The sequence below is a fragment of the Pseudomonas sp. PD9R genome (assembly GCF_019200975.1).
Classification (GTDB): Bacteria; Pseudomonadota; Gammaproteobacteria; order Pseudomonadales; family Pseudomonadaceae; genus Aquipseudomonas.
Window position 1 is genome coordinate 35,813 of sequence record NZ_JAHTMR010000024.1, and the last position, 24,160, is coordinate 59,972.

Below are 24,160 nucleotides of genomic sequence, written 5' to 3' on the forward strand. Positions count from 1 at the left end.
CTCAGTCCGCCTTGCTGACAGTCATTCCCAGCCGGCTCAGGGCCAGTTTCAGGGCATCGGCCAGATTGGCCTTGGTCACCACGCCTTGCAGGTCCAGACCCAGGTGCACAATGGTCTGCGCGATTTGCGGACGTACACCGCTGATGATGCAATCGGCACCCATCAGGCGAATGGCGGTAACGGTCTTGAGCAGGTGTTGCGCGACGAGTGTGTCGACGGTTGGTACGCCGGTGATGTCGATAATGGCAATCTCGGAGCCGGTGTCGACGATCCGCTGTAACAGCGATTCCATCACCACCTGCGTGCGTTGCGAGTCGAGGGTGCCGATCATTGGCAATGCCAACACGCCGTCCCAGAGTTTGACCACCGGGGTCGACAGTTCCAGCAATTCTTCCTGTTGGCGCTTGATCACCGCTTCACGGGATTTCTGGAAGGTACGAATGGTGTGCATGCCCAAGGCGTCAAGCAGTTCGGACACTTCCCAGAGTTGTTCGGCCAACAGTGCCGGACTGTCCTGGTAGTGATTCTGCAACAGCGTAAATAGCGGGCCTTTGAGCGAGAAAATGAAACTGGCGGTCTGTTGCGAATCCTGGCCGAGCAGGGCGCGGCTGTGGGAGAGTTTTTCCAGGAACAGGCGGATTTCATCCCAACCGGAGGCAGCAATATTCTGGCCGTTGCCGTTTTCCAGGCCGGATACGATTAACTGCAGGAAATCCGAGGTCTGTTGCTTTATATCCTGATCTTTGAGGTTGCGCGTGGCACCGCTGGCCTCCAGGCCATTTGTCCATTGTGCAAGCAGTTGCGCCTGGTTTTTCTTCAGCGCATCGAGTGTGCTGGATTGCAATGCCGCCATGAGACTGGACTCCCTTTAGGTGTGCACCGGCTCCCCATAATTTGGCCGGTGCAATGCAGTGACATTTGCCGGATGAAATAGTTGTTCGACCACGTCAGATTTTTCATCTGGTGAAATGGACTGTAGTAGGAGCTGCCGAAGGCTGCGATCTTTTGACCTTGATCTTGAAAAGCAAAATCAAAAGATCGCAGCCTTCGGCAGATCCTACAGGGGGTAGCGTTTATTTCATGGAACGTTGGCTGCCTGGCGGCTTCGAAATCAGACAAGCCGCGCATTTGCAGTGACGAGTGAGGTGCTCATGAAAGACCAATCAAGCGACAACCTCGGACAGCCAGAGGAAACCACGCCGCAACCGCAAAGCGGTGATACGGCGGTCGATCAGAAAAACCGCCATACCGACAACGACAATGAATTCAGCCCCGGCTTCAAGCCCAATCCGGATCGACCAAAGCCCAGCGATGACACGGATGCCGACATCGATACCGATGGCGGTTAGATTCAGCGCAAACAAACAGAGGCCGCATCGATGGATGCGGCCTCTTTGTTTGCGTGCTTACTTGCTCGGGTGGGCGGCTTGCAGTTTTTTCGCCATATCAAGGTGTTTTTCCAATCCTGGCAGCATTTTTTGCGCGAAGCCTTTGAGCTCCACGGCACCTTTAGTTTTGTCATCCGTCACTGTATTGGCTTCTTTCTTGAACAGTTCGATCGTCTGTTCATGGGCCTTGACCTGATTGTTGGCGTAGGCCGCATCGAACGATTCGTCGCGCATGTCGAGGATTTTTTCCTTGGCCTGATTCGTCAGCGTCGTGCTGTCCGGCACCTTGATGTCATTCTTTTTCGCGATGGCCGCCAGCTCATCATTCGCTTTCGAATGATCGGTGATCATCATGTTGGCGAATTCCTTGACGTCGGCAGAACTGCTTTTTTCCAGGGCCAGGCGGCTGGCTTCGATTTCGGCGATGCCTCCGGCGGCGGCGTGATCGACAAAATCGTTGGAGGTCGCGGCGAATGCCGCGCCCATGCTGGTACTCAAGGCGAGGGCCAGAGTCAGGTGGCGCAAGTTAAATCCGTCCATTGGTGCTTCTCCACTGAGATTTTCATGGGCGATCATGATGACCGTTAACCTGTGGAGGCTGGGGCCGGGATAAAGGTTTTATCGCATTTGCGACAGGACGACGAACGGACACCGCTGGTCTGACAGGTGGTCGACAGAACCCGCCAACGGAGGCCATTCTGATAGTTGGCGAACGCAATCAGTCGCGTTTGCTACCGATTAACAAACGGAGGTGTTCCATGCCGGTGTCACATGACCTTTATCAGGATCTGAAACGCACAAAGGAAGAAATCCAGCAGAAACGCACCAAGGATCCGTTACTGGATTCGCTGCTTAACAAGTATTCGCAGGCGGATGCCGAAGTAGTGAAAGCAGAACAGGCCAAATCCAGCGATGACGCCGTGAGAAAGCTCAAGGAGACGCGCCTGATGGTCAAGGACAAGATCGTCAAACAACTTGAGTCGTCGTCCTGACGCACCGATGAGCCACCGACGATCGGTGGCAGAAAAATTGGAACGGCGATAAAACCCGGCACCTCGAATGATCAGAGCCCCACATTGTGGCTGTGTACGAGGTGCCTTATGACAGATCCAAAATTTCCCAGCGAAGAACAGGGCGGCTACGACCCGATTCCGACGCATCCCGAACCCTTGAGCCCCGGCCGCACCGCGGAGCATCCCGACGACGAACCGGGTATCGACGAATTACCCAATAACGAAGGTGCGATTCCCGAGGACCTGGATGACGGGACCGACCGAGAAGGCGAGAGGGACCCGCGGTAAATCAAGATCAAAAGATCGCAGCCTTCGGCAGCGCCTGCATTCGATTCATGTAGGCGCTGCCGAAGGCTGCGATCTTTTGACTTTTGATTTTTATTGCAACGCGGCACTCAGCGGCAACCGCACCATGTTCTTTGCCTTCAGCGAACCGAAATACAACCAGTCCCCATACTCGCGCACGGTGGTGATCGGTGAGTAGTTACCGGTGCTGCCATCCTGCAAGTTGGCAATGACCTTGCCATCAACATCGAGTCCCAGGACAAATCCGCGTTTTTCCACGGGTTTGGGCAGGGCCGTCATGGCTCGGGCAATCATCTTGCGCACGAAAGGATGAGCCGCCGTGCTATCGAGCAACGCACTGCGCGGTGCATACAGCGCTACCCAGAAACGGTCATTGCCGTTGAACGACAGGTTGTCCGGCAAACCCGGCAGGTTATCGATAAACAGATCGTGGGTACCGGCTTTCGGCCCGGTCAGCCAGTATCGGCTGATGCGGTAGGCACCGGTTTCGTTGACCAGCACAAAGGCATCGTCCGGTCCGAGGGTGACGCCGTTGGCAAATTCCAGCTTATCCAGCAGGACCGAGGTTGTACCGCTCTGGAAGTCGTAACGCAGCAAGCGACCGTCGCCCCCATGTTCGATGATCGCTTCGCCGTCCTTGCCGTAGCCGAAGCGGCTGGTCGCATCGCTGAAATAAGCGAAGTGCCCGGATTTGTCGATGGCCACGTCGTCGGTGAAACCGAAGGGCACGCTGTTGGCCTCGGTGGTCAATGCCACAAGGCGACCTTGGGCATCCAGCGACAGCAAGCCCTTGACCGCGTCGGCGATCACCAGCAATCCGTTGGGGTGCCGGGCCAGTCCCAAGGGCCGGCCGCCGGTATCGGTCAGGACGTTGTGGGTCTTGCCATCAAGGCTGGTGCGGATCACCCGACCGTCATGCAAACCGGTGATCAGGGACTCGTTTTCCAGCAGCAGCGCTTCCGGGCCGTCGATGTCCGCCGCACCGACGCGCTCCACGCCCTTGAGGCGCTGATTGTCGGCGTAGACACCGCTGGTGAGTGACGGCGCAGGCTGTGGCGTCCAGGCCACGGGTTTCACTTTGGTCGGCATCAGCAGCAGGAAAGCGGCGATGACGAGGATCACCAGCAACAACCCATGACGAATGCGGATCGATCGACTCACGCATTGACTCCTGACTGTGCCAGGTGTTTTTCCGCCATCTCGCGTAGCGCCAGCAATGAAGCCGCTGATTCGCGATCAATCCGCCGCTTGAGCAGCAGTTGGTTGGCGATGCGCAGTGCCAGGCCACTGAATTGATATTCCAGCGTGCGGACAAACCGCGTGTTGTCGCCCTCGGCCTCGCATTCGTAAGTCACCACCAATGACAGGCCGTTATCGCCGCAAGCCTGGGCAATCCAGCGGCGGCCAGGCAGGTACTCGTCGACCACCCAATTCAGATGCCCGTCGCGCCCACCGGCGCGAATGTCCTCTTCGAAGCGCGAACCTGCGTGCAGTGAGCCTTTTTGCCCATTGATCCGGAGTGACGACGGGTGCCACTCGGGCCACCGGGTCACGGTGCTGGCATAGGCGAGTACGGCAACGGGGTTTCCAGCGATCTCGATCTGATGCTGCATGCGGGTCATAGGCGTTCTCGTCAGGTACGGGACGGCGGGCTCCGGCTCCCAGTGGAGGGTGCCGAACAGGTAATCCATCAACGGAAAAACGATGTTGAAATTGCGTTCCTGCATCATTTCGCGGCGGTGATGCAGTTCATGCAGGCGACGCATCTGACTGACCCACGGCAAGCGCGTCAGCGGATTGTGCGGCGGCAGATGCTCGCAGGCATGGAACACTTCATAGGCCAGGTAACCGAGGACCAGGAAACCGCCCACCAACCCGGCGACGTTCACGTCGAGTTGCTTGAGCAGCCACCAGAGGGGCAGGGTAATGACCAGCGTGTGCAAGACGATCAGCCAGGCCGGAAACAGAATCACCCGCCAGTCGCGGGCGCTGTCAAAGGTCATGTGGCCGGGGGCAAAAAAACTGTGGTGGTCGCCGGCATGCCGCGCGTAGAACATCCGCGCGAAACTTTTCTTCTGATGGCCCAGGTGCCGATGCACCATGTACACAACGAAGTTGAAGAACAACAGGGTCAATGGCACCGCCAGCCATTCCGTGGGTTGCACCTGGTGCACGGTGCTCCAGAAAACCGCGATGGCCAACAGGCCGAACAGCAGCACAAAGGTGCCGTGCAGCCAAGGGTTGTAGAGCGGATGGATGTTGGCGCGGTAGCGGCTACGGAATGCTTCGGTGGTCTGCCTCACTGCAATCACCTGTCGTTTTTGTTATCTCCTGCAGATTAGTCGATTCCGGCGTTTTGGCTGGCCGAACCTTGAGGACACAACCGCCATGATCCGGTGCAAACCGGTTTCAGGTCAGCGGGTCCCAGCGTTGAGACCAATCGTCATCGGTCTTGATGACTTCGCGCAGCAGGTCGAAGGCCTGCTGGAGGGTTTCCGAGTCGCGGTCGCGGGAGTAAACCAGGTACGTCGGGTAGCTGAATTCCGGGGCTTTCGGCACTTGTTCCAGCACGCCACTTTCCAGGTAACTCTGCACCACGCGGGTACGGAAGTAGCCGCTGCCGCCGTTTTCCAGGATGTACTGCAAGCCCAGCGGGCCGAGATTGAAGCTCAGCGCTGCCTTGGCTTTTTCCGGCAGCGCGGCATCGTGCTGACGCCGGAAGTCCGGTCCCCAGTCGATGTAAACGTACGGGTCGGGACGCCCCGGAAGACGTACAAGGACAAGTTTCTCTTCCAGAACCTGCTCGACTTGCAGGCGCGGCCAATATTCCGGTTGATAAACCAGCGCCGCATCCAGCACGCCCAACTCCAGTTGGCGCAGCAGGTTCTCGCCGTCACGGATTTCCATGCGCAGGGCATGGCTGGGGATTTTCTCGCGCAGTTCGCCGGCCCAGCTGAGCATCAACGGATTGCACAGACTGACCTCGCCACCGATGTGCAGCACATCGTGGTAACCCTCGGGCAAAGGCAAGTCGCGGCGCGCGGCTTCCCAGGTTTCCACCAGTTGATTGGCATACACCACGAAGGCTTCACCGTTGGGTGTCAGGCGCGCACCGGCGCGATTGCGCACGAACAGGGTGCTGCCCAGGTGACTTTCGAGTTTCTGTACCCGCGCGGTGATCGCGGTCTGGGTGACATGGAGTTTCTCGGCGGCCCCGGCAAGGCTGCCGTGGCGAACGATTTCCAGAAAGGTGCGGGCGAGATCGATGTCCATGGGGAGGCCGGTGTGGGAAGTGCTGGCATTGTAAGACTTGCAGGTGCCATGTAGGAGCTGTCGAGTGTAAACGAGGCTGCGATCTTTTGACCTTTTAAAAGCGAGATCAAAAGATCGCAGTCTGCGGCAGCTCCTACACTGCAACCGTCTCTTGTCCAACGGACCCATCCATGACAGCTAAACCCGCTACGAACATTCAAGGCACTGTCGAAGGCCGGCGTCTGGTCGGCAGTGAGGCCGATGCCTGGCGCGAATGGGGGCCGTATCTGAGCGAACGCCAATGGGGTACGGTGCGCGAGGACTACAGCGCCGATGGCGATGCCTGGCGCTATTTCCCCCACGATCACGCCCGCAGTCGGGCCTATCGCTGGGGCGAGGACGGGCTGGCTGGATTTTCTGACAAGGCCCAGCACTGGTGTCTTGGGGTGGCTCTCTGGAATGGTCGCGACCCGATTCTCAAGGAACGTCTTTTTGGCCTGAACAACGCCGAGGGTAATCACGGCGAAGACGTCAAGGAACTGTATTTCTACCTTGATGGCGTACCGAGCCATGCCTACATGCGCATGCTCTATAAGTACCCACAGGCCGAGTTCCCCTACGCTGACTTGATCGCCGAAAACGCCCGGCGAGGCTTGGCGCAAAGCGAATACGAAATCCTCGACACCGGTGTGTTCGAGGATGACCGTTACTTCGATGTGACGGTGGAATACGCCAAGCATGCGGCAGACGACATCTTCATGCGCGTCACCGTGCACAACCGCGCCGAACAGCCCGCGCAGTTGCACGTAGTGCCTCAACTGTGGGCGCGCAACACCTGGAGCTGGGTGGCCGACGGGCAAAAGCCGAACCTGATGGTAGACGGCGATCAGGTTCTGGCCCGCCACCCACAGTTGGCCGATCGACAGGCCAGTGCCTGGGGTGAGGAACACTGTGAATGGCTGTTTTGCGAAAACCAGAGCAACTTCCCCAGGCTTGACGGTGTGGCGGCAAACGGTCCGTTCAAGGACGGGATCAACGATTTTCTGGTTGATGGTATCGACAACGCAATCCGCCGCGACGGCGGAACAAAAGCAGCGGCGCATTTCGTACTGAAGTTCGAGGGTGGCCAAAGTCAAAGCGTCTATCAGCGCTTTGCTCCGTCGGGTGCCCCACGGGTGAACGCCGAGGCGCTGTTCGAACGTCGGCGCGCCGAGGCTGACGCGTTTTACGCGGCGCTGCAAAGCGAGATCAACGACGCGGACGCGCGCAATGTGCAACGCCAGGCCCTGGCCGGATTGCTGTGGTCAAAACAACTGTATTACTTCGACGTCAATCAGTGGCTCGACGGCGATCCGGCGCAACCTTCGCCGCCGCCCGGGCGCTCGCACCTGCGCAACACCCATTGGCGACACCTGTCGAATTTCGACATCGTCTCCATGCCCGATACCTGGGAATACCCGTGGTACGCCTCGTGGGACCTGGGCTTTCAGGCCGTGGCTTTTGCGCTGATCGATCCGGCGTTTGCCAAGCATCAATTGTTGCTGCTGGTCAAAGACCGCTTCATGCACCCCAATGGCCAGTTACCGGCCTATGAATGGCGCTTTGACGACGCCAATCCACCCGTCCACGCGTGGGCCTGCTGGCGGGTGTATCAGCAAGACAAGCAGCTGACCGGGGCGGGCGATATGGACTTCCTCGAACGGATTTTCCATAAGCTGCTGCTGAATTTTTCCTGGTGGGTTAACCGCAAGGACGCCGAGGGGCGCAACCTTTTTCAGGGAGGCTTCCTTGGGCTGGACAACATTGCGTTGTTCGACCGCTCGGCGACGCTGCCTTCCGGCTTCCAGCTCGATCAGGCCGATGGCACGGCGTGGGTCGCCGCGTATGCGCTGGATCTGATGCGCATCGCCCTGGAACTGGCGAAGCGCAACAGTGTGTACGTCGACATCGCGGTGAAGTTCTTCGAACATTTCCTCTACATCGCCGGGGCAATCAATCGGGTCGACTCCGAGGCCGAAGGTTTGTGGGATGAACAGGACCGGTTTTTCTACGATGTACTGCACCGGCCGGACGGGGTGAACGAGCCGCTGCGCCTGCGCTCTATCGTCGGTTTGATGCCGCTGTTCGCCGTGCAGGTGCTGGAGCAGCACGAGCACGAGGGTTTGCCGGGATTGCGTGAGCGTTTGCTTGGGTTCATGCGCCATCGACCGGACCTGGCCAGCCTGGTGTCGCGGTGGACAGAACCGGGTGAAGGCAACCGGATGCTGCTGGCACTGTTGCGCGGCGAACGCACTAAAGACTTGCTCAAACGCATGCTCGACGAGGATGAGTTTCTCAGTGAGTTCGGTATTCGCTCACTGTCCAAGGCCTTCGCTGAACTGCCCTTTGGCTTGCAGATCAATGGCGATCGACTGTGTGCGCAGTACGAGGCCGGGGAGTCGGAGTCGCGGCTGTACGGTGGCAACTCCAACTGGCGTGGGCCGGTGTGGATGCCGATCAACTACATGTTGATTGAATCCTTGCGCGAGTTTCATCGTTACTACGATCAGAACTTCTCGGTGGAATACCCTACGGGTTCAGGTTTTCTGGCATCGCTGGAGGAAGTCGCGGACCGCTTGAGTCAACGCCTGACCCGGTTGTTTTTGCGCGATGAGGAGGGCAATCGACCGTCGATGGCGGCCTATCCGCAACTGCAGGCCGACCCCGCCAGTCGCGACCTGGTGTTGTTCCATGAGTATTTTCACGGGGAAACCGGGCGTGGTTTGGGCGCCAGTCACCAGACCGGGTGGAGTGCGTTGGTGGCGCTGTTGTTTCAGGCATAGATCAAGATCAAAAGATCGCAGCCTGCGGCAGCTCCTACATGGAAATGTGATCCTCTGTAGGAGCTGCCGAAGGCTGCGATCTCTTGATCTTGATTTCAAAACGCAAAACACGAACAACCAAACGCGCCCCAGAAACCCCGGAGGTCACTGACCGGTGCCGAGGACAGTCGCGCTCGCTCGTGACTGTGCGCATGCACCGCGCACGCTCCAACGCATTGATGAACCTGGGCCGTCAGCGGCGCCAGCGGTTTCCAGTGCCCCGGCACCTTGGCCACCGGCGACCATTCCGGCACCACAGGAATCGGCGGTGGCCCGAGTTTTTCGAACTCGACGGCGCCGTAGACAATCTTGCCATCGACAATGGTCAGCACCGCTTCGATACCTTTGATGCCTTCGTCCTCGATGTGGAAGTAGTCCCCCGACAGCGCGATCAGGTCCGCCAGTTGCCCGACCTTGATCTGGCCTTTCTTGCCCTGTTCGGAGGAGAACCAGGCGCTGCCGTGGGTGAACAGCTCCAGCGCGGTGTCGCGGCTCAAGCCTTGCGGATACAGCTCAAGCCCACCGACTGTGCGACCGCTGACCAACCAGTACAGCGAAGTCCACGGGTTATAACTCGACACCCGCGTGGCATCGGTGCCTGCGCCGACCGGAATGCCTTCGGCGAGCATGCGGGCAATCGGCGGGGTGTGCTCAGCGGCTTTGGCCCCGTAGCGATCGACGAAGTACTCACCCTGAAACGCCATGCGATCCTGAATCGCGATACCGCCGCCCAAGGCTTTGACCCGCTCGATGTTCTGCGGCGTGATGGTTTCGGCGTGATCGAAGAACCACGGCAAGCCGTCGAATGGAATGTCGCGATTGACCTTCTCGAACACGTCGAGCATACGGCTGATGGACTCGTTGTAGGTGGCGTGCAAACGGAATGGCCAACGTTGTTCCACCAAATGGCGCACCACCGGCTCCAGATCCTGCTCCATGCCCGGCGGCAGGTCGGGACGTGGTTCGAGGAAGTCTTCGAAGTCCGCCGCCGAGAACGCCAACATTTCCCCGGCACCGTTGTGCCGCAGGAAATCGTCGCCTTGGTGCAACTTGACAGTGCCGGTCCAGTTTTTGAAGTCGGTCAGCTCTTCCTTGGGTTTCTGGGTAAACAGGTTGTAGGCAATGCGCACGGTGAGCTGCTGGTCTTTGGCCAGTTGCTGAATGACTTGATAGTCGTCCGGGTAATTCTGATAACCGCCGCCGGCATCGATGGCGCTGGTGACGCCAAGGCGATTGAGTTCGCGCATGAACTGGCGGGTCGAGTTGACCTGATATTCCAGCGGCAGCTTCGGCCCCTTGGCCAAAGTTGAATACAGGATCATTGCGTTAGGGCGGGCGATCAGCATGCCCGTTGGGTCGCCATTGGCGTCGCGCTGGATTTCACCGCCCGGCGGGTTGGGCGTGTCGCGGGTATAACCCACCACCTTCAAGGCAGCCCGGTTGAGCAGGGCACGGTCGTAAAGGTGCAGGACAAACACTGGCGTATCGGGCGCGGCTTTGTTCAGTTCATCGAGGGTCGGCAGGCGTTTTTCGGCGAACTGGAATTCGGTCCAGCCCCCGACCACTCGCACCCATTGCGGTGTTGGCGTGCGGTCGGCCTGATCCTTGAGCATGCGCAGGGCATCGACCAGTGACGGCACGCCTTCCCAGCGCAGTTCGAGGTTGTAATTGAGGCCGCCGCGAATCAGGTGCAAGTGTGAGTCGTTGAGGCCTGGAATCACCGTGCGACCGTGCAGGTCGATGACTTGCGTGCCGGCGCCTTGCAGCGCCATGGCCTGGGCATCGCTGCCGACTACCACGAAGCGCCCGTCCTTGATCGCGACGGCGCTGGCCTGGGGTTTTTTGCGGTCGACGGTGTGCAAGCGGCCGTTGTACAGAATGAGGTCGGCGGGTGTATCTGGCATGGTTTTACTCCCTGCGAACATCGGGCTGATCCAGGCTCCCACGGCACCCGCCGAAAGGCCTTGCAGTACACGTCGGCGGTTGAATCCGTCGTGGTCGTCAGGTGGACTCATGGCGGTGCTCCGCACAAAAGTGTCGAGGGGCAAACGACCGATGTCTGACGCATGCGGCCAGAAGGAATATAGACCGCAAATCCATGGGCGGCCTGTTTTAACCGCCGGATGCCTTTTGTAGTAGCTGCCGAAGGCTGAGATCTTTTGATCTTGCTTGTGATCTTCATAGAGACCGAAAAGATCAAGATCAAAAGATCGCAGCCTGCGGCAGTTCCTACGGGGTAAAACGACGAATCCCGCCATATAGGCGGGATTCGTGTGCTACTACAGAGGCTCCCCGAAGTGGGAGCCGCCGTCTCAGGAAGGGAACAGCTCGGACAGTTTCATGGCCAGCATCATGTCGCCTTCAGCGCGCAGTTTGCCGCCCATGAACGCTTGCATGCCGTCGGTCGAACCGTCAACGATGCCTTCCAGCGTTTCGCCGTCCATCACCAAGGTCACCTGGGCGTCCGGGTTTTCGCCTTCTTGCAGCTCGCAAGTGCTGTTTTTGACGATCAGCGAGAAGTTCTTGGTGTCGTCGATGCGGAAACCGAAGACCAGGTCCAGACCGGCAGCAGCGGCTGGGTTGAACTTGGCTTTCATTGCTTGTACGGCATCAGCTACGGAGGTCATGGTTCGATCCTTTCTTGGGTAATAAGAGCTGGGTGATTACAGCCAGGGTCACAATAGTCCGGACTCAGCGAAATGTGATGAGTTCCGGGGCCTTCAACAGTTGCAGGTGCGCATGACTGTTGAAGGAAGCCAGTGCCACCTCGCGACCACGAAACTTCAATTGGTTGAGCGAGGTGTTGACGATTTGCCAGTTAAGCTCAAACGCCTGTTTTGCAGGCATTTGCGTAATGAGGTGGAGCAGGGCAGTGATGGTGCCGCCGGAAGTGAACACGGCAATTTTCTGAGTATTGTCGGCGAGTTCGAGAATCCGCTGCAGGCCGGCCTGTACGCGCTCGACAAAACCCAGCCAGCTTTCCAGGCCCGGTGTGTCGTAAGTGCCGGCGAGCCAGCGTTCGATGATCAGGGCGAAGATGCGCTGGAACTCGCCACGGTTTTGCGCGGCGTTGCGCAGAATGTTCAAGGCTTCGGGTTCGTCCGGCAACATCGCCGGGAGTAGCGCGCGGATGACCGCGTCAGCGTCGAACTCATTGAAGGCGGCATCGGTTTCCAGGATCGGCACCGGCAGGCCTACAGCCGCGAACTGTTCCAGGGCGCTGTTGGCCGTGTGTTGCTGGCGGCGCAGGTCGCCCGACAGACAGCGATCGAAGCTGATATCCAGCTCGGCCAGGTGTTGGCCAAGGATTTCTGCCTGGCGAATACCGATGGGCGACAGGACGTCATAGTCGTCTGCACCAAAGGAGGCCTGGCCATGTCGAATCAAATAGATGCTGCCCACGTCCGCGTCATCCCGGTACGTTGAAGGTTTGGCGAGGTTATGAGGATGACGGTGAGCTGTCAATGAAAAAACATACGCTTGTTTGAAAGGCTGGTTACAGGCCTGATGCCAGTGGTTTCACGGCTGGCCGCAAGGCCTGCGCATGGGTATGCTGGAGGCATCCCGCGCGCGTTGATGCCGCGCATCGTTTGAGGAGTCCCTGTGGAGTTTTTCACCGAGTACGCCAGTTTCCTGGCCAAGACCGTGACCCTGGTGATCGCCATTCTGGTGGTCCTGGCCAGTTTTGCGGCGTTACGCAGTAAAGGTCGACGCAGGTCGGCCGGCCAGTTGCAGGTCAGCAAGCTCAATGATTTTTACAAAGGGCTGCGCGAGCGCCTGGAGCAAACCTTGCTCGACAAGGATCAGCTCAAGGTCTTGCGCAAGTCCCAGGCTAAAACCGAGAAAAAGCAGAAGAAAAACCCCGAAGCCAAACCCCGGGTGTTCGTGCTCGATTTCGACGGCGACATCAAGGCTTCGGCCACCGAGAGCTTGCGTCACGAGATTACCGCGCTCCTGACCCTCGCCACGCCTCAGGATGAAGTGGTGCTGCGTCTGGAGAGCGGCGGCGGCATGGTACACAGCTACGGCCTGGCCTCTTCGCAACTGGCGCGTATCCGCGAAGCGGGCGTGCCGCTGACCGTGTGCATCGACAAGGTCGCGGCCAGCGGCGGCTACATGATGGCGTGCATTGGCGAGAAGATCATCAGCGCGCCGTTCGCGATCCTCGGCTCGATTGGCGTAGTAGCGCAGCTTCCCAACGTCAATCGCCTGCTGAAAAAGCACGACATCGACTTCGAAGTGCTCACCGCCGGTGAATACAAACGTACCCTGACCGTGTTTGGCGAAAACACCGAGAAGGGCCGGGAGAAGTTTCAGGAAGACCTGGACATCACCCATCAACTGTTCAAGAACTTTGTCGCGCGCTACCGGCCGCAACTGGCTATCGACGAAGTGGCCACCGGTGAAATCTGGCTCGGTGTCGCGGCACTGGACAAACAACTGGTTGACGAGCTGAAGACCAGTGACGAGTACCTGGCCGAACGTGCCAAGAAGTCCGAGCTTTATCACCTGCATTACGCCGAACGCAAAAGCCTGCAGGAGCGCATCGGCATGGCAGCCAGCAGTTCGGTCGATCGTGTTCTGCTGAACTGGTGGGCTCGTTTGACCCATCAGCGCTTCTGGTAAGCATCGAGCGGAGTCCTTTACAACGAACACAAAAAAGCCCTGAAGCGGATGTCCGGTTCAGGGCTTTTTAATACGACGGGCTTAGCGGCGACGGAACAGCGGCAGCGGTTCGTCTGTGGACGCCTGATACGTCACCGAGAAATCCTTGAGACCTTCAAGGGCTTCGTACGGGTCTTTGTCAGGGCGAACCGCAAAGGCATCGAAACCACAGCGATGCATGTAGAACAGTTGATCGCGCAGCACATCGCCAATCGCCCGCAGTTCGCCTTTGAAACCGTAACGGTCACGCAGCAGACGGGCGTTGGAGTAATTGCGGCCATCAGTAAAGGCCGGGAAATTCAAGGCAATGACCGTGAAGTTCGCCACGTCTTCACCGATTTCCTCGGCTTCTTCGTCGGCATCCAGCCATATGCCCAGGCCGCCATCACGGGCCAGGAGCATACGACTGTGTTCGCGCCACAGCTGCAGCGGGACAATGTAGTCGTCGCAGTTGCTGATCTCGTCGATGTTGAAATCCTTGGGCAGCAGGTGCCAGGTTTCGTCGACGACTTCGTTGTTCTTAATGATTCGCTGCATAGACGCGTTCCTTGAAGAGGTCGATGCCAATACGCTGATAGGTGTCGATGAAGCGCTCGTCTTCGGTACGTTGTTCGATGTACACGTCGATCAGCTTTTCGATCACATCAGGCATGGCTTCCTGGGCAAAGGAAGGGCCGAGGATCTTGCCCAGGCTGGCGTCGCGACTGGCACTGCCACCGAGGGAAACCTGGTAGAACTCTTCGCCTTTCTTGTCCACCCCGAGAATGCCGATGTGGCCGACGTGGTGGTGACCACAGGCGTTCATGCAGCCGGAGATGTTCAGGTCCAGTTCGCCGATGTCGAACAGGTAGTCCAGGTCGTCGAAACGGCGCTGGATCGATTCGGCGATCGGGATCGACTTGGCGTTGGCCAGGGAGCAGAAATCGCCACCCGGGCAGCAGATGATGTCGGTCAGCAGGCCGATGTTCGGCGTAGCAAAACCTTTTTCGCGCAATTCGCCCCACAGGGTGAACAGCTTGTCCTGCTCGACGTCGGCCAGGATGATGTTCTGCTCGTGGGAGGTACGCAACTGACCGTAGCTGTAACGGTCGGCCAGATCGGCAACGCCGTCGAGCTGCTTGTCGGTGATGTCGCCGGGTGCAACACCGGTCGGCTTCAGGGACAGGGTCACTGCAACATAGCCAGGCTTCTTGTGGGCCAGGGTATTGCGGGTGCGCCAGCGGGCGAAGCCCGGATGTTCCTTGTCGAGTTCCGCCAGTGCAGCGCTCTGGTTTTCCAGGGCTTTGTAGTCCGGGTCGACGAAGTGTTTGGCAACGCGATGCACTTCAGCCTCGGTCAATGTGGTCTGGCCACCGCGCAGGTGCTCCATTTCCGCATCGACTTTCTGGGCGAAGACTTCAGGCGTCAGCGCTTTTACCAGAATCTTGATCCGCGCCTTGTACTTGTTGTCGCGACGGCCATAGCGGTTGTAAACCCGCAGGATGGCGTCGAGGTAGCTCAACAGGTCTTGCCACGGCAGGAATTCATTGATGAACGCGCCCACCACCGGCGTACGGCCCAGGCCACCGCCAACCAGCACACGGAAACCCAGCTCGCCAGCGGCGTTGTGCACCGGCTCAAGGCCGATGTCATGGACTTCGATGGCGGCGCGGTCGGAGGTCGAACCGTTGACGGCAATCTTGAACTTGCGCGGCAAATAGGCGAATTCCGGGTGGAAGGTGGTCCACTGACGGACGATTTCGCACCAAGGACGCGGGTCAATCAGCTCGTCGGCAGCGACACCGGCGAACTGGTCGGTGGTGACGTTGCGCAGGCAGTTGCCGCTGGTCTGGATCGCGTGCATCTGCACGGTGGCCAGTTCAGCCAGGATGTCCGGAATGTCTTCCACGGCAGGCCAGTTGAACTGCACGTTTTGACGGGTGCTGATGTGGGCATAGCCCTTGTCGTAGTCACGGGCAATCTTGGCCATCATTCGCATTTGGCGCGAAGTCAGTTGGCCGTAAGGCACCGCCACCCGCAACATCGGCGCAAAACGCTGGATATAAAGCCCGTTTTGCAGACGCAGGGGGCGGAATTCTTCTTCGCTCAGCTCGCCTGCCAGATAGCGTCGGGTCTGATCACGGAACTGCTTGACGCGGTCCTCGATGATCCGCTGATCATAATCGTCGTATACGTACATATAAGTCCTGTTCTCAGGCTTGGGCCGGTCGGAAACAGCGGCGTTTGTTGCTTGCTGGAGTCCGATAATGCCTCGGCAATTCTGCGCGCACGGCCGCGCACTCCCTACGGAGCCGGGGCAAGATACCAGTTTGCAGTTATGCGCAAAAGTGATGTTTGAGTATATGTAAAGAACCAAATCGCCTAATGAGAATCGTTGTTGCAAAGACCCTGTTTGTGGTGCGGGCAATCGTCGTCTTTACTGTGGTCGAGTCTTCCTGCAATCACCGATAAAACCGACAAGAGGCGATGCAATGAGCAACCCAACCAAAGCGACAAAAAGCGACAGTACAGTCGATGCCTGGGCGATTTTGTTCCTGATCATCCTGGTCGTTGGCACAGCGGTATTTTGGGTCAGTCACCAATAAACGACCCTGTCCCGGCCTCGGTCCGACGATTGTCGGACAAAAACCGGAATAAACCCCGTTTTGCGGATGTTCGCTGGCATAATGCGCGGCGGATTTTCGGGGGCTCGGACGACTCATGTTGAAGTTTCTGTATGGTGCATTACTGGCGCTGGGTATGGTCGCGGGGCCTTATGCCCAGGCGGAGTCAGTGCTGTTCCTGAATCCCGGAACCCCCAATGAAGCTTTTTGGGTCAGTTACTCCCAGTTCATGCAGGCTGCGGCCAACGATCTGGATGTCAACCTGCGCATTGAATATTCCGATCGCAACGCTGAAATCACCATCAGGCAGGCGCGCGAAGCCCTGCTGGGGCCAAATCGCCCCGACTATCTGATGTTCGTCAACGAGCAATACATCGCCCCCGAAATCCTGCGCCTGGCCAAGGGCAGCGGTGTGAAGCTGTTCCTGGTCAACAACGCGTTGACTGTGGACCAGATGCGCCTGCTTGGTGCACGGCCGGACAAGTATCCCGATTGGGTGGGCAGCCTGGTGCCCAACGACGAGGAGGGTGGCTATCTCATGCTCAAGGAGCTGATTCGCCTGCACCGGCCGGTCGCTCCCGGCCAGATGATCGAACTCTTGGCCTTTTCCGGCTTGAAAGTGACGCCGTCCGCACAATTGCGTGAAAAGGGTATGCGCCGGGCATTGGCCGAACACCCTGAAGTGCGTCTACGCCAATTGGTATACGGCGGCTGGACCCGTGAGCGTGCCTATGAACAGGCCAAACTCCTGTTCAAGCGTTATCCGCAGACATCGCTGGTCTGGACGGCCAATGACGAAATGGGCTTCGGCGTGATGCAAGCGTATGAAGAGACGGGCGGTAAACCCGGCAAGGACGTGCTGTTCGGCACCATCAATAATTCACCCGCAGCCTTGCGCGCATTGCTGGATAACCGGCTGAGCGTGCTGCTGGGTGGGCATTTCAGTCTGGGTGGCTGGGCGTTGGTGCAGTTGCATGACTATGACCAGGGCATCGACGTCAGCCAGTATGGCGGTCGTGATCGGCAGATTCCGCTGTTGCAGGTCATTGATCGCGTACAAGCCAGGCGATTGCTGGCGATGGGGGCCGCCCAGGATTTCGGCGTGGATTTTCACAAGCTATCGGCCAAGGGGCGGCCGATGTCCTATCGCTACCCGTTCACACTGCAAACCCTGATGCACTGATCGGCTTCAAATTCCTGCCAGCAGCAACACCAGCTTCACAACGCCAAATAGCGCCAGCGCAAACACCGCGGTGAACAGAATTCCCAGAATCACGAAATGACTGGGCTTGCCGTGGGTAAAATCACGCGCCCGGTTTTTTCCGCTTTGCACGCCAAACGCCGCAGCCATCACGCTGTGCAGCATCTGCCAGAAGGTCGGCGGCTTGTTGTCGACTGGATCGTCCATACATCCCTCACCTGAAAGTGGTCCCCAAAAGCATAGCCAATCCGGCGATTCGTGCCCTTGAAGCTGTTGGTAACAAACCTGCGCCAGCGCAATAACTATCTACCGCAAATGCGCGTTACTGAAATGGTGTCCTGTCGCTCCACTTTTCAGGAGAGACAACATGTCCACCGTTGCCAAAGAAAAAACCAGTATTCACAGCGATCTGCTCAAGCAGGTGACGCCCGACTGGCTGATCGATGCCACATCCGACAGGCGGGCGGCGCTGAAAGCCACCCGCACACGCTTGCCAGACTGGTATTTGCGCGCCTCCATCGAGCAACAAAAAGCACTGAAGAACGGTTTCAACGCGAGTTTCACTGCCCAGTCCCGACTGGACAAAATGATGTCGACGTTGCAAGACATCGACACATTTGCCGAGCCGCTGCTGATCAAGGCGCTGAAGAATCAGTTTTCTATTGAAGTCGATGTCAACAAAACCTCGGTGTGCCTGAGGCGACCTCTGGAAGTCGGGGTACTTGAGGTCGAAATCACTTCGTTCGAAGTGTTAAAGCTCTCGCTGCTGCAGGCCGCGCTGCATAACTTTGAAGAATCGGAATGTAAGGAAGGCGCCTTCCATAAAGGTTCGGGATTTGTCCAGGAAACGTCTACTTCCGGTACGTTCGAGGTCGCCCACCTCAACATGACGGTCCGGGCGTTTCTGTCGCTGTGTCGCACGCTGGACATCGGGGCGCAGTATCAAGCCTATGTGAAGGCGTTTTTTCACGCGAAAGATGCACAGAAGGAAACAGCCCTTCGCCAGCAATTCATGACGAGTCAGAAAACGGCATTACGCGCCGCTGCCGAACTGGCGCTGCTGAAAAAGGACATCGAGCCCGACGACTACACAATGATCCTGTCGGTGATTCGCGGCGAGGTACATCCCCGGTTGGGCAACAAGCCAGTCTGGTTTCGCGACCTGAGCTTGATGAAGCACCGAATGACCGGCTGTGTCGTGTTCAGCATCAGTGAGCAGTATCGTTACACCAGTGATTTCATTGTGTACGTTCCCCATGATCCGCAGCACCCGCTCAAGCGCTACACCACTGAGCAGTGGCGCGATGAGTTCAAGCGCCAATTCACGGCCCGGAATGGTTCGCCGTCAGGCAGCATTGCTCCCACGGCTCACCAGCGTTTTTTCAGCCAGTTCGTCGCGTACGCTGACCGTCCTTATTACTTCAGCCAATTCACCCGTAAAACCGCGGACGCTCCCACTGATCCATTGCGCTCCATATGGGTGAAAGTCGCACAACTCATTCCGCCGTTTTCTGCCGTCGTCGGCATTAAAGAGTTGCCACCCGAACTACCGGTCAAGCAGGAACCGGTGGACGATCCTTATCTCAATCCTTTCGGCATAAACCGCGAAGGTGTTGCCGGCATCTGGTCGGCCAACACTGATTTGTGGACTTATCTCTTCGAACAAAACCGCGCCAAGGTCATCGCCGACGCTCGTAGCCATGCGGTTCCCACCGCTGACGTCGATGCGAAGGCCCGCGCAGAGAAACTCAATCATCTGCTTGAAATCGGCCTGTTGGGCTTGAACATGGTTTCGATGTTCGTACCCGTACTGGGCGAGATCATGATCACGGTGATGGCCGGTCAGATGCTGTACGAATCCTTCGAGGGGTCGATCGAATGGAGTGAGGGCGATCGTGAAGCCGCCAAGGCGCATCTGATCGACGTGGCGGAAAACCTGGCACTGATCGCCGTGATGGCTGGTGTGGGTAAAGGGGTGAGCAAACTGACGGCAGTGAAACCCGAGCCTGTCGTCGAAGACCTGGAACCGGTCAAGCTGCCCAATGGCGCAAGCCGATTGTGGAAACCGGACCTCAAGGTTTATGAACGCGAAGCCGGCCTGGTTCGCAATACCATCCCTGACGCGCAGGGGCTGCATCGGCTAAACGGCAGGACTTACTTGCGCCAGAGCGCCAAGGTCTATGAAACAACGTTCGATGCGTCGTTGAAAAAATGGCGGATCAAACATCCGACTGATGCTGATGCCTATCAGCCAATACTCGAACACAACGGGCACGGCGCCTGGCGACACACGCTGGAGCGCCCGCTGAAGTGGGATCGCTTGACGTTGCTGCGGCGCATGGGCCATGTAACCGAGGCATTGACCGACGAGCAGTTGCTCAAGATCGCCGAGGCCAGTGGTGTCAGTGAAAATGCCTTGCGCAAAATGCACATGGATCTTTTGCCTCCTCCTCCGGAACTGGCTGATGCGTTGCGGCTATTTGCGGCTGATCCTGCGGCGACAGAGTCCAGCGAACAGATCAGCAGTAATGCTCTGGTGGCAAGGTTGCAACGGGCGTGCCCGGGCCTTGGCGATGCTGCCGCGCGAAGGGTGGTGCTGGACGCCAATAGCGAAGAACTCACCCGTCTGAAAACAACCCGTCGAATTCCGCTGAAAATGCTCGAAGAGGCCCGCTGGTATGCTCAGCAAGGCCGCGTGGATCAGGCTTTCATCAACTTGCATCTTGGGCGCATGGCTTCAGCTGACAGCAAATGGCTCGCACTGCGTGCGCTGGAAAAACTGCCGGGCTGGTCTGGCGAAGTGCGCCTGGAAGTGCGTGACGGCCACATCGACGGGCCGTTGATCGATGGCATCGGCCGCGAGTCCGCTGCTAGCCGCAAGTATGTCGTCAAACAGGGGGCGGCCTATCAGGCGTTTGATGCGCGGGGGGAGGAACTCAATGGCGTGCCCTCAAGTGGTGACAATTTTTTTGCCTCGATCATGCACGCCTTGCCTGATGAATCGCGCCAGGCGCTGGGCGTTCCGCATGTAGGTCAAAGCGGTGATTTGCGTAAAGCGGTTATCGACGCGGCAAGCGAGCATCGCCCTGAACTGACGCAAATCCTGGAGAAACGAACCCGCGGGAACAAGTCGTTCAAGCCGCCCGTACGAACAGCAGAACGTACCGTGGGTTATTACGCCAGCGGGCGTGGGCAAGGTGTCAATCCGTCCCTGGTGACTCGCGTACGGGATGTGTATCCGCTGCTCACCGATCAGCAGGCCAACGGGTTCATCCTCAAACAGTTGCGCGAGGGCAAAACCGATGCGCAGATTTTCAGTCTATTGCAGGCGCGCATGCGCGAGTGGGAGCAGTTGCAGGCAACGCTTGATCAATGGGTTGGCGAGCCGGTGACGGAGACTGTCTTGCAGTCGATACTGGGAGGCAAGAGCTCGGTCGCACGGGCGATCAAGGAAAGCTGGCGAAGCTCGCCATTGGCTGAGGAACATCTCTATTTCCGTTCCCTTGATTTGATGTGTGATGAGCCGCTTCCGCCGCTGGCGGCAGATTTTTCCCACGTCCAGGACTTGCGTCTCAGGGGGCGGTTCATCACCGACACCAATATCGATGCGTTGTTGCGGAAATTCCCGAGGCTGAAAAGTCTTCGGATAAACGCCACAGGATTCGAGTTCAGCAATGTTCCCTTGGCGTTACAGGAAATGCCGGAGCTGACAGATCTGAGTCTGTACTGCGTCTTGCCTTTCGCGGCGGATATGCCGGCGCGGCTCAGTACGCTGACACGCCTTGAGACACTGGGCGTTTTCACCTCCAGTTATGACCCCATCGTTCTTGATGTCCGCCGAATGCACCAGTTGCGAATGTTGCAAGTCACGGCCTATTCGCTGCACGAGTGGCCGGTCGGCGTTCTTGAGTTACCAAACCTCGAGCGTGTGGATCTCAAAAGCACGGCAATCGACACATTACCCGACGGCGTATTCCAGGGACATGAGCGACTGTGGTCCGGGTTGTCTCTGGACTGGTCCAGGTTCTCCCCTGAAAACTTCAAGCCAGCGTATGAGTATGTGAGGAATCATCCTCAGCACCTTGTAGATCTGGAGGAGATGGTCAAGGGCTACTGCGACGGTGAACTGAGGCGACTGGGTCGAGGGGTAAACGAGCCACTCGAGGGCGTTGTGAACACGTTTATGAAGCAATGGCAGGGCGCGGAGGCACGATTCAAAGCGATCGATGCGTTGAGCGAGGAACATAGTCTGGTGGATCGCCAACTCAATGAATGGGCGTCTCGTGCGCTACTCGCAACCATGGATATGCAAGAGATTGTCGGGCGGTCGTGGGCAGCAAGTTTCATCAAGACGTGCTGGCGCAACGGTGCATTCAAACGATACGGCGTAACGGTCGATGCCTCGGTGCTGGATCTGCCGAATCTGCAAGTCACTGAGCTTCCCGACCTGCCCGACAGCGCGTTCACGCATGTGCAAGCACTGTATTTAAAAGGGGCGCAGGCACCCACCGAGCAGTTGCGAAATTTTGTTCGCACGTTCACCGGGCTGCAAACACTCGACCTGAGCGCTAATGGTTTAACCGAAGTGCCCATAGCACCGGGCGATCTTACGCAGTTGACCCGCCTGGATCTTTCTGGCAACCGAATAGTCGTCAGCCCTGCAGTTCAGCAATCGTTCGATGGCTTGCGCACGATTGAAACCCTGAACTTGAGCAACAACCCGCTACATTCGATGGACGTCAGTGGCATGACGCAGCTCAAGGCCTTAAGCCTGCGGGGCACCGATCTGCATGAATGGCCAGTGGGTGCGCAAGGGTTGCCGCAACTGAATTGGCTGGATTTACGCGACAGCAAGATTTCGTCGCTACCCGAGGCGGCGCTAGGGACTGAAGTGTTGCTCAAAACCAATCTGACTGGCTCACCACTGAGCCCGCAAACGATGACGGCACTGAAAGCGGCACGGCAGCAGGTTGAGCTTGCCAAAGGCCTGTCCGCAGGGAGTCTGGAGCGTTTTGATCTGGAGGAGGTGCCGAAAGACTTTCCACCGGCGGAGAGCGGCTTTTCGATTGCTCGCCATTTGTTGCCGTTGCCAGAGGTCCCTTTGGGCGAAGGCTTCGAAACGCTGACGCGGCGGCTGAATGATTGGCTGTTTACACGAGAGACTCTCGGCACAGGCTGGGTTGTGTCGGCCGCAAGCCGCAGGCTGGGTGCGTTGCGAATTCTCGATTGCTGGCGCACGGGGCTGATTGCCGGCGACGGCGTTGCGGACACGGCGTTGAGCCTCGATGGTCTGCAACTGGGGGATCTTCCCGAGCTACCTTCAGAATTCGCCCATGTGGGTACGTTGAACCTGACCGGAATCAGGCTTTCCGAACAAGGCAGCAATGGTTTCTTCAAGTCTTTTACGCAACTGGAAACGTTGGTCCTTAATGGAAATGAACTGGAGGCATTACCTGAGCCGATCCAGCACATGGTTCAGCTGGAACGTCTGGAACTGTCTGTGAACCGATTGAGCGATACCGAACACCTGTATGCCTCGTTGAATCGCCTGGAGCGTCTGCAATGGCTGGATCTTGGCTACAACGGACTGGAGACCTTTGATGTCAGCGTTTTTGAACGACTGGAAACACTGGATCTGCGCAACAACGACTTGACTGCCTGGCCGACAGGCGTACTGGATGCCAGCCATCTCGGAACGCTGAACCTGAGTCGTAACGACATCACCTCGATTCCTTCGCGAGCTCTGGATGGCAGCCATGAGACGCTGATGTCAGGAACAGACCTCAGCGACAACTTCAACTTGTCGCGTTCCAGCCTTGAACAACTCCGCACATACCGTGACTCCGGTGCGCGCGATACGGTGCTGGGGCTTTCTCCCGCTGATCTCGACGATTTGATTGAAGAAGCTGCCGACGAGGGCGCAAGTGAGAGCGAAACCGACAGCTATGAATCCGATGAGGTGCTGCCGGATGAGGCACCCGATGCCGAACAAAAGAATGCATGGCTGGTCAATTCCACCCCAGAGGAACTGGCCTCCAGAACGCAAATATGGAATCAGCTTGCGGCAGAACCTGACAATGCCGCGTTTTTTCATTTGTTGAACCGATTGCAGGATACGCAGGAGTTCAAAGTGGCGAATGCCGACCTGACACGGCGGGTGTGGACCGTGATGGACGCCGCCGCCAACAATACCGAACTCAGGGAGGTATTGTTTGCCAGCTCGAACACCCATGGCACTTGTGTCGACGGCCGAATCCTCACGTTCAGCGGGCTGGAAAGCAAAGTGTTTACTCATAACGCCTTGCTCGATATTCCTGCAGGGCGCTTGTCCATAAAGGGGCCCGCACTACTGAAACTGTCTCGACAGCTTTTTCGGCTGGACAAGGTCGACGAGTTGGCGACACAAGCCGCTGTGGGGCACGGTCGGGACGAAGCAGAAGTGCGCCTGGGTTATCGAATCGGCCTGACGGGCGGGTGGAGCGATGGTCTGGAGCTGCCTGGCCAACCGAAGCACATGACGTTTGCGTCGGGCGTAACCGCCCAGAAACTGGCTGAGGCGCGCGTTGAGGTTGTCAATGCAGAACAGTCGGACGGTTTTTTTGAAGACTTGATCCAGCGCGACTACTGGGTGGACTACCTCAAGGAAAAGTACCCTGATGCGTTCAGCGAACTCGATGAGGCGGAGATGTCTGTGGAGGTTGCTGATGCCGACGAAGACGCCATGATGACGACGCTTTTTGATCTGGCGGCTGCGCGCAATGCGAAGATGATTGAGCTGTCGCGGATGGAAGTTGGAGGCATCTAACTCAAGCTGCTTTTCGTAGGAGCGAGGTTTGCCCGCGAAAAACGATGACACGGCCTTACAGGAAAA

At 57.9% G+C, this 24,160-nt stretch carries 18 protein-coding genes; 7 read left to right on the forward strand and 11 right to left on the reverse strand.

The window, feature by feature from the left end; all coding sequences use genetic code 11:
• Position 1 precedes the first annotated feature (1 nt).
• On the reverse strand, positions 2 to 853 hold the full coding sequence (locus tag KUF73_RS28865; protein WP_218441360.1) for an STAS domain-containing protein: 852 nt from the start codon (positions 851 to 853) through the stop codon (positions 2 to 4).
• Between the two features lie 298 nt (positions 854 to 1,151).
• On the opposite strand from KUF73_RS28865, the gene KUF73_RS28870 reads away from it, so the two are divergent.
• Positions 1,152 to 1,349 (forward strand): hypothetical protein, encoded by a 198-nt coding sequence (locus KUF73_RS28870; protein ID WP_218441361.1) that lies wholly within the window; start codon positions 1,152 to 1,154, stop codon positions 1,347 to 1,349.
• A 57-nt stretch (positions 1,350 to 1,406) separates the two neighbouring features.
• On the opposite strand, the gene KUF73_RS28875 is transcribed toward KUF73_RS28870, so the two are convergent.
• Positions 1,407 to 1,928 carry a DUF4142 domain-containing protein gene (locus tag KUF73_RS28875; protein ID WP_218441362.1) on the reverse strand — a complete coding sequence of 174 codons (522 nt, stop codon included), beginning with the start codon at positions 1,926 to 1,928 and terminating at the stop codon, positions 1,407 to 1,409.
• 218 nt (positions 1,929 to 2,146) lie between these two features.
• Between KUF73_RS28875 and KUF73_RS28880 the strand changes: the two genes are divergently transcribed.
• Together KUF73_RS28880 and KUF73_RS28885 are read left to right on the forward strand one after the other, a co-directional pair.
• The gene (locus KUF73_RS28880; RefSeq protein WP_218441363.1) at positions 2,147 to 2,380 is read left to right on the forward strand and encodes a DUF465 domain-containing protein; all 234 of its coding nucleotides are present in this window, start codon (positions 2,147 to 2,149) and stop codon (positions 2,378 to 2,380) included.
• 108 nt (positions 2,381 to 2,488) lie between these two features.
• On the forward strand, positions 2,489 to 2,689 hold the full coding sequence (locus tag KUF73_RS28885; protein WP_218441364.1) for a hypothetical protein: 201 nt from the start codon (positions 2,489 to 2,491) through the stop codon (positions 2,687 to 2,689).
• 90 nt (positions 2,690 to 2,779) lie between these two features.
• Here the strand turns inward: KUF73_RS28885 and KUF73_RS28890 are convergent, their stop codons facing one another.
• From KUF73_RS28890 to KUF73_RS28900, 3 genes are all read right to left on the reverse strand, one after another.
• Positions 2,780 to 3,868, reverse strand: coding sequence for an SMP-30/gluconolactonase/LRE family protein (locus tag KUF73_RS28890; RefSeq protein ID WP_218441365.1), 1,089 nt, complete (start codon positions 3,866 to 3,868; stop codon positions 2,780 to 2,782).
• On the reverse strand, positions 3,865 to 5,010 hold the full coding sequence (locus KUF73_RS28895; RefSeq protein WP_218441366.1) for an SRPBCC family protein: 1,146 nt from the start codon (positions 5,008 to 5,010) through the stop codon (positions 3,865 to 3,867). The genes KUF73_RS28890 and KUF73_RS28895 overlap by 4 nt, the downstream gene beginning before the upstream one ends.
• A gap of 106 nt (positions 5,011 to 5,116) precedes the next feature.
• Positions 5,117 to 5,980, reverse strand: a complete 864-nt coding sequence (locus KUF73_RS28900) for a LysR family transcriptional regulator (RefSeq protein ID WP_218441367.1) — start codon at positions 5,978 to 5,980, stop codon at positions 5,117 to 5,119.
• A gap of 170 nt (positions 5,981 to 6,150) precedes the next feature.
• Here KUF73_RS28900 and KUF73_RS28905 point away from each other — a divergent pair, with 170 nt between their 5' ends.
• Positions 6,151 to 8,781, forward strand: coding sequence for a glucosidase (locus KUF73_RS28905; RefSeq protein ID WP_218441368.1), 2,631 nt, complete (start codon positions 6,151 to 6,153; stop codon positions 8,779 to 8,781).
• A gap of 95 nt (positions 8,782 to 8,876) precedes the next feature.
• On the opposite strand, the gene KUF73_RS28910 is transcribed toward KUF73_RS28905, so the two are convergent.
• The 3 genes from KUF73_RS28910 to KUF73_RS28920 form a co-directional block, all read right to left on the reverse strand.
• Positions 8,877 to 10,724, reverse strand: coding sequence for an amidohydrolase (locus tag KUF73_RS28910; RefSeq protein WP_218441385.1), 1,848 nt, complete (start codon positions 10,722 to 10,724; stop codon positions 8,877 to 8,879).
• 408 nt (positions 10,725 to 11,132) lie between these two features.
• Positions 11,133 to 11,447: an SCP2 sterol-binding domain-containing protein gene (locus KUF73_RS28915; RefSeq protein ID WP_007976511.1), complete on the reverse strand. Its 315-nt coding sequence runs from the start codon at positions 11,445 to 11,447 to the stop codon at positions 11,133 to 11,135.
• A gap of 64 nt (positions 11,448 to 11,511) precedes the next feature.
• Positions 11,512 to 12,222 carry a histidine phosphatase family protein gene (locus tag KUF73_RS28920; protein ID WP_218441369.1) on the reverse strand — a complete coding sequence of 237 codons (711 nt, stop codon included), beginning with the start codon at positions 12,220 to 12,222 and terminating at the stop codon, positions 11,512 to 11,514.
• 201 nt (positions 12,223 to 12,423) lie between these two features.
• Between KUF73_RS28920 and sohB the strand changes: the two genes are divergently transcribed.
• Complete coding sequence (gene sohB, locus KUF73_RS28925; RefSeq protein WP_218441370.1) at positions 12,424 to 13,446, forward strand: protease SohB; 1,023 nt, start codon at positions 12,424 to 12,426, stop codon at positions 13,444 to 13,446.
• Positions 13,447 to 13,527: 81 nt separating this feature from the next.
• Here the strand turns inward: sohB and KUF73_RS28930 are convergent, their stop codons facing one another.
• On the reverse strand, positions 13,528 to 14,022 hold the full coding sequence (locus KUF73_RS28930) for a DUF934 domain-containing protein (RefSeq protein ID WP_218441371.1): 495 nt from the start codon (positions 14,020 to 14,022) through the stop codon (positions 13,528 to 13,530).
• A complete protein-coding gene (locus KUF73_RS28935) occupies positions 14,006 to 15,664 on the reverse strand; it encodes a nitrite/sulfite reductase (protein ID WP_218441372.1) in 1,659 nt (552 codons plus the stop codon). Before KUF73_RS28935 ends, KUF73_RS28930 begins: the two co-directional genes overlap by 17 nt.
• A 521-nt stretch (positions 15,665 to 16,185) precedes the next feature.
• On the opposite strand from KUF73_RS28935, the gene KUF73_RS28940 reads away from it, so the two are divergent.
• Positions 16,186 to 17,271, forward strand: a complete 1,086-nt coding sequence (locus KUF73_RS28940; protein ID WP_218441373.1) for an ABC transporter substrate-binding protein — start codon at positions 16,186 to 16,188, stop codon at positions 17,269 to 17,271.
• A 6-nt stretch (positions 17,272 to 17,277) separates the two neighbouring features.
• Here KUF73_RS28940 and KUF73_RS28945 read toward each other — a convergent pair whose 3' ends face one another.
• On the reverse strand, positions 17,278 to 17,496 hold the full coding sequence (locus tag KUF73_RS28945) for a DUF2970 domain-containing protein (protein ID WP_218441374.1): 219 nt from the start codon (positions 17,494 to 17,496) through the stop codon (positions 17,278 to 17,280).
• Positions 17,497 to 17,656: 160 nt separating this feature from the next.
• Between KUF73_RS28945 and KUF73_RS28950 the strand changes: the two genes are divergently transcribed.
• Positions 17,657 to 24,094, forward strand: a complete 6,438-nt coding sequence (locus KUF73_RS28950) for an NEL-type E3 ubiquitin ligase domain-containing protein (protein ID WP_218441375.1) — start codon at positions 17,657 to 17,659, stop codon at positions 24,092 to 24,094.
• Positions 24,095 to 24,160: the final 66 nt, after the last annotated feature.

What these genes read in the sequence shown, in the direction of transcription:
- KUF73_RS28865 (WP_218441360.1), bottom strand. Translation starts at nt 853, where the DNA reads ATGGCGGCATTGCAATCCAGCACACTCGATGCGCTGAAGAAAAACCAG.
- KUF73_RS28870 (WP_218441361.1), top strand. Translation starts at nt 1,152, where the DNA reads ATGAAAGACCAATCAAGCGACAACCTCGGACAGCCAGAGGAAACCACG.
- KUF73_RS28875 (WP_218441362.1), bottom strand. Translation starts at nt 1,928, where the DNA reads ATGGACGGATTTAACTTGCGCCACCTGACTCTGGCCCTCGCCTTGAGT.
- KUF73_RS28880 (WP_218441363.1), top strand. Translation starts at nt 2,147, where the DNA reads ATGCCGGTGTCACATGACCTTTATCAGGATCTGAAACGCACAAAGGAA.
- KUF73_RS28885 (WP_218441364.1), top strand. Translation starts at nt 2,489, where the DNA reads ATGACAGATCCAAAATTTCCCAGCGAAGAACAGGGCGGCTACGACCCG.
- KUF73_RS28900 (WP_218441367.1), bottom strand. Translation starts at nt 5,980, where the DNA reads ATGGACATCGATCTCGCCCGCACCTTTCTGGAAATCGTTCGCCACGGC.
- KUF73_RS28905 (WP_218441368.1), top strand. Translation starts at nt 6,151, where the DNA reads ATGACAGCTAAACCCGCTACGAACATTCAAGGCACTGTCGAAGGCCGG.
- KUF73_RS28910 (WP_218441385.1), bottom strand. Translation starts at nt 10,724, where the DNA reads ATGCCAGATACACCCGCCGACCTCATTCTGTACAACGGCCGCTTGCAC.
- KUF73_RS28915 (WP_007976511.1), bottom strand. Translation starts at nt 11,447, where the DNA reads ATGACCTCCGTAGCTGATGCCGTACAAGCAATGAAAGCCAAGTTCAAC.
- KUF73_RS28930 (WP_218441371.1), bottom strand. Translation starts at nt 14,022, where the DNA reads ATGCAGCGAATCATTAAGAACAACGAAGTCGTCGACGAAACCTGGCAC.
- KUF73_RS28935 (WP_218441372.1), bottom strand. Translation starts at nt 15,664, where the DNA reads ATGTACGTATACGACGATTATGATCAGCGGATCATCGAGGACCGCGTC.
- KUF73_RS28940 (WP_218441373.1), top strand. Translation starts at nt 16,186, where the DNA reads ATGTTGAAGTTTCTGTATGGTGCATTACTGGCGCTGGGTATGGTCGCG.
- KUF73_RS28945 (WP_218441374.1), bottom strand. Translation starts at nt 17,496, where the DNA reads ATGGACGATCCAGTCGACAACAAGCCGCCGACCTTCTGGCAGATGCTG.
- KUF73_RS28950 (WP_218441375.1), top strand. Translation starts at nt 17,657, where the DNA reads ATGTCCACCGTTGCCAAAGAAAAAACCAGTATTCACAGCGATCTGCTC.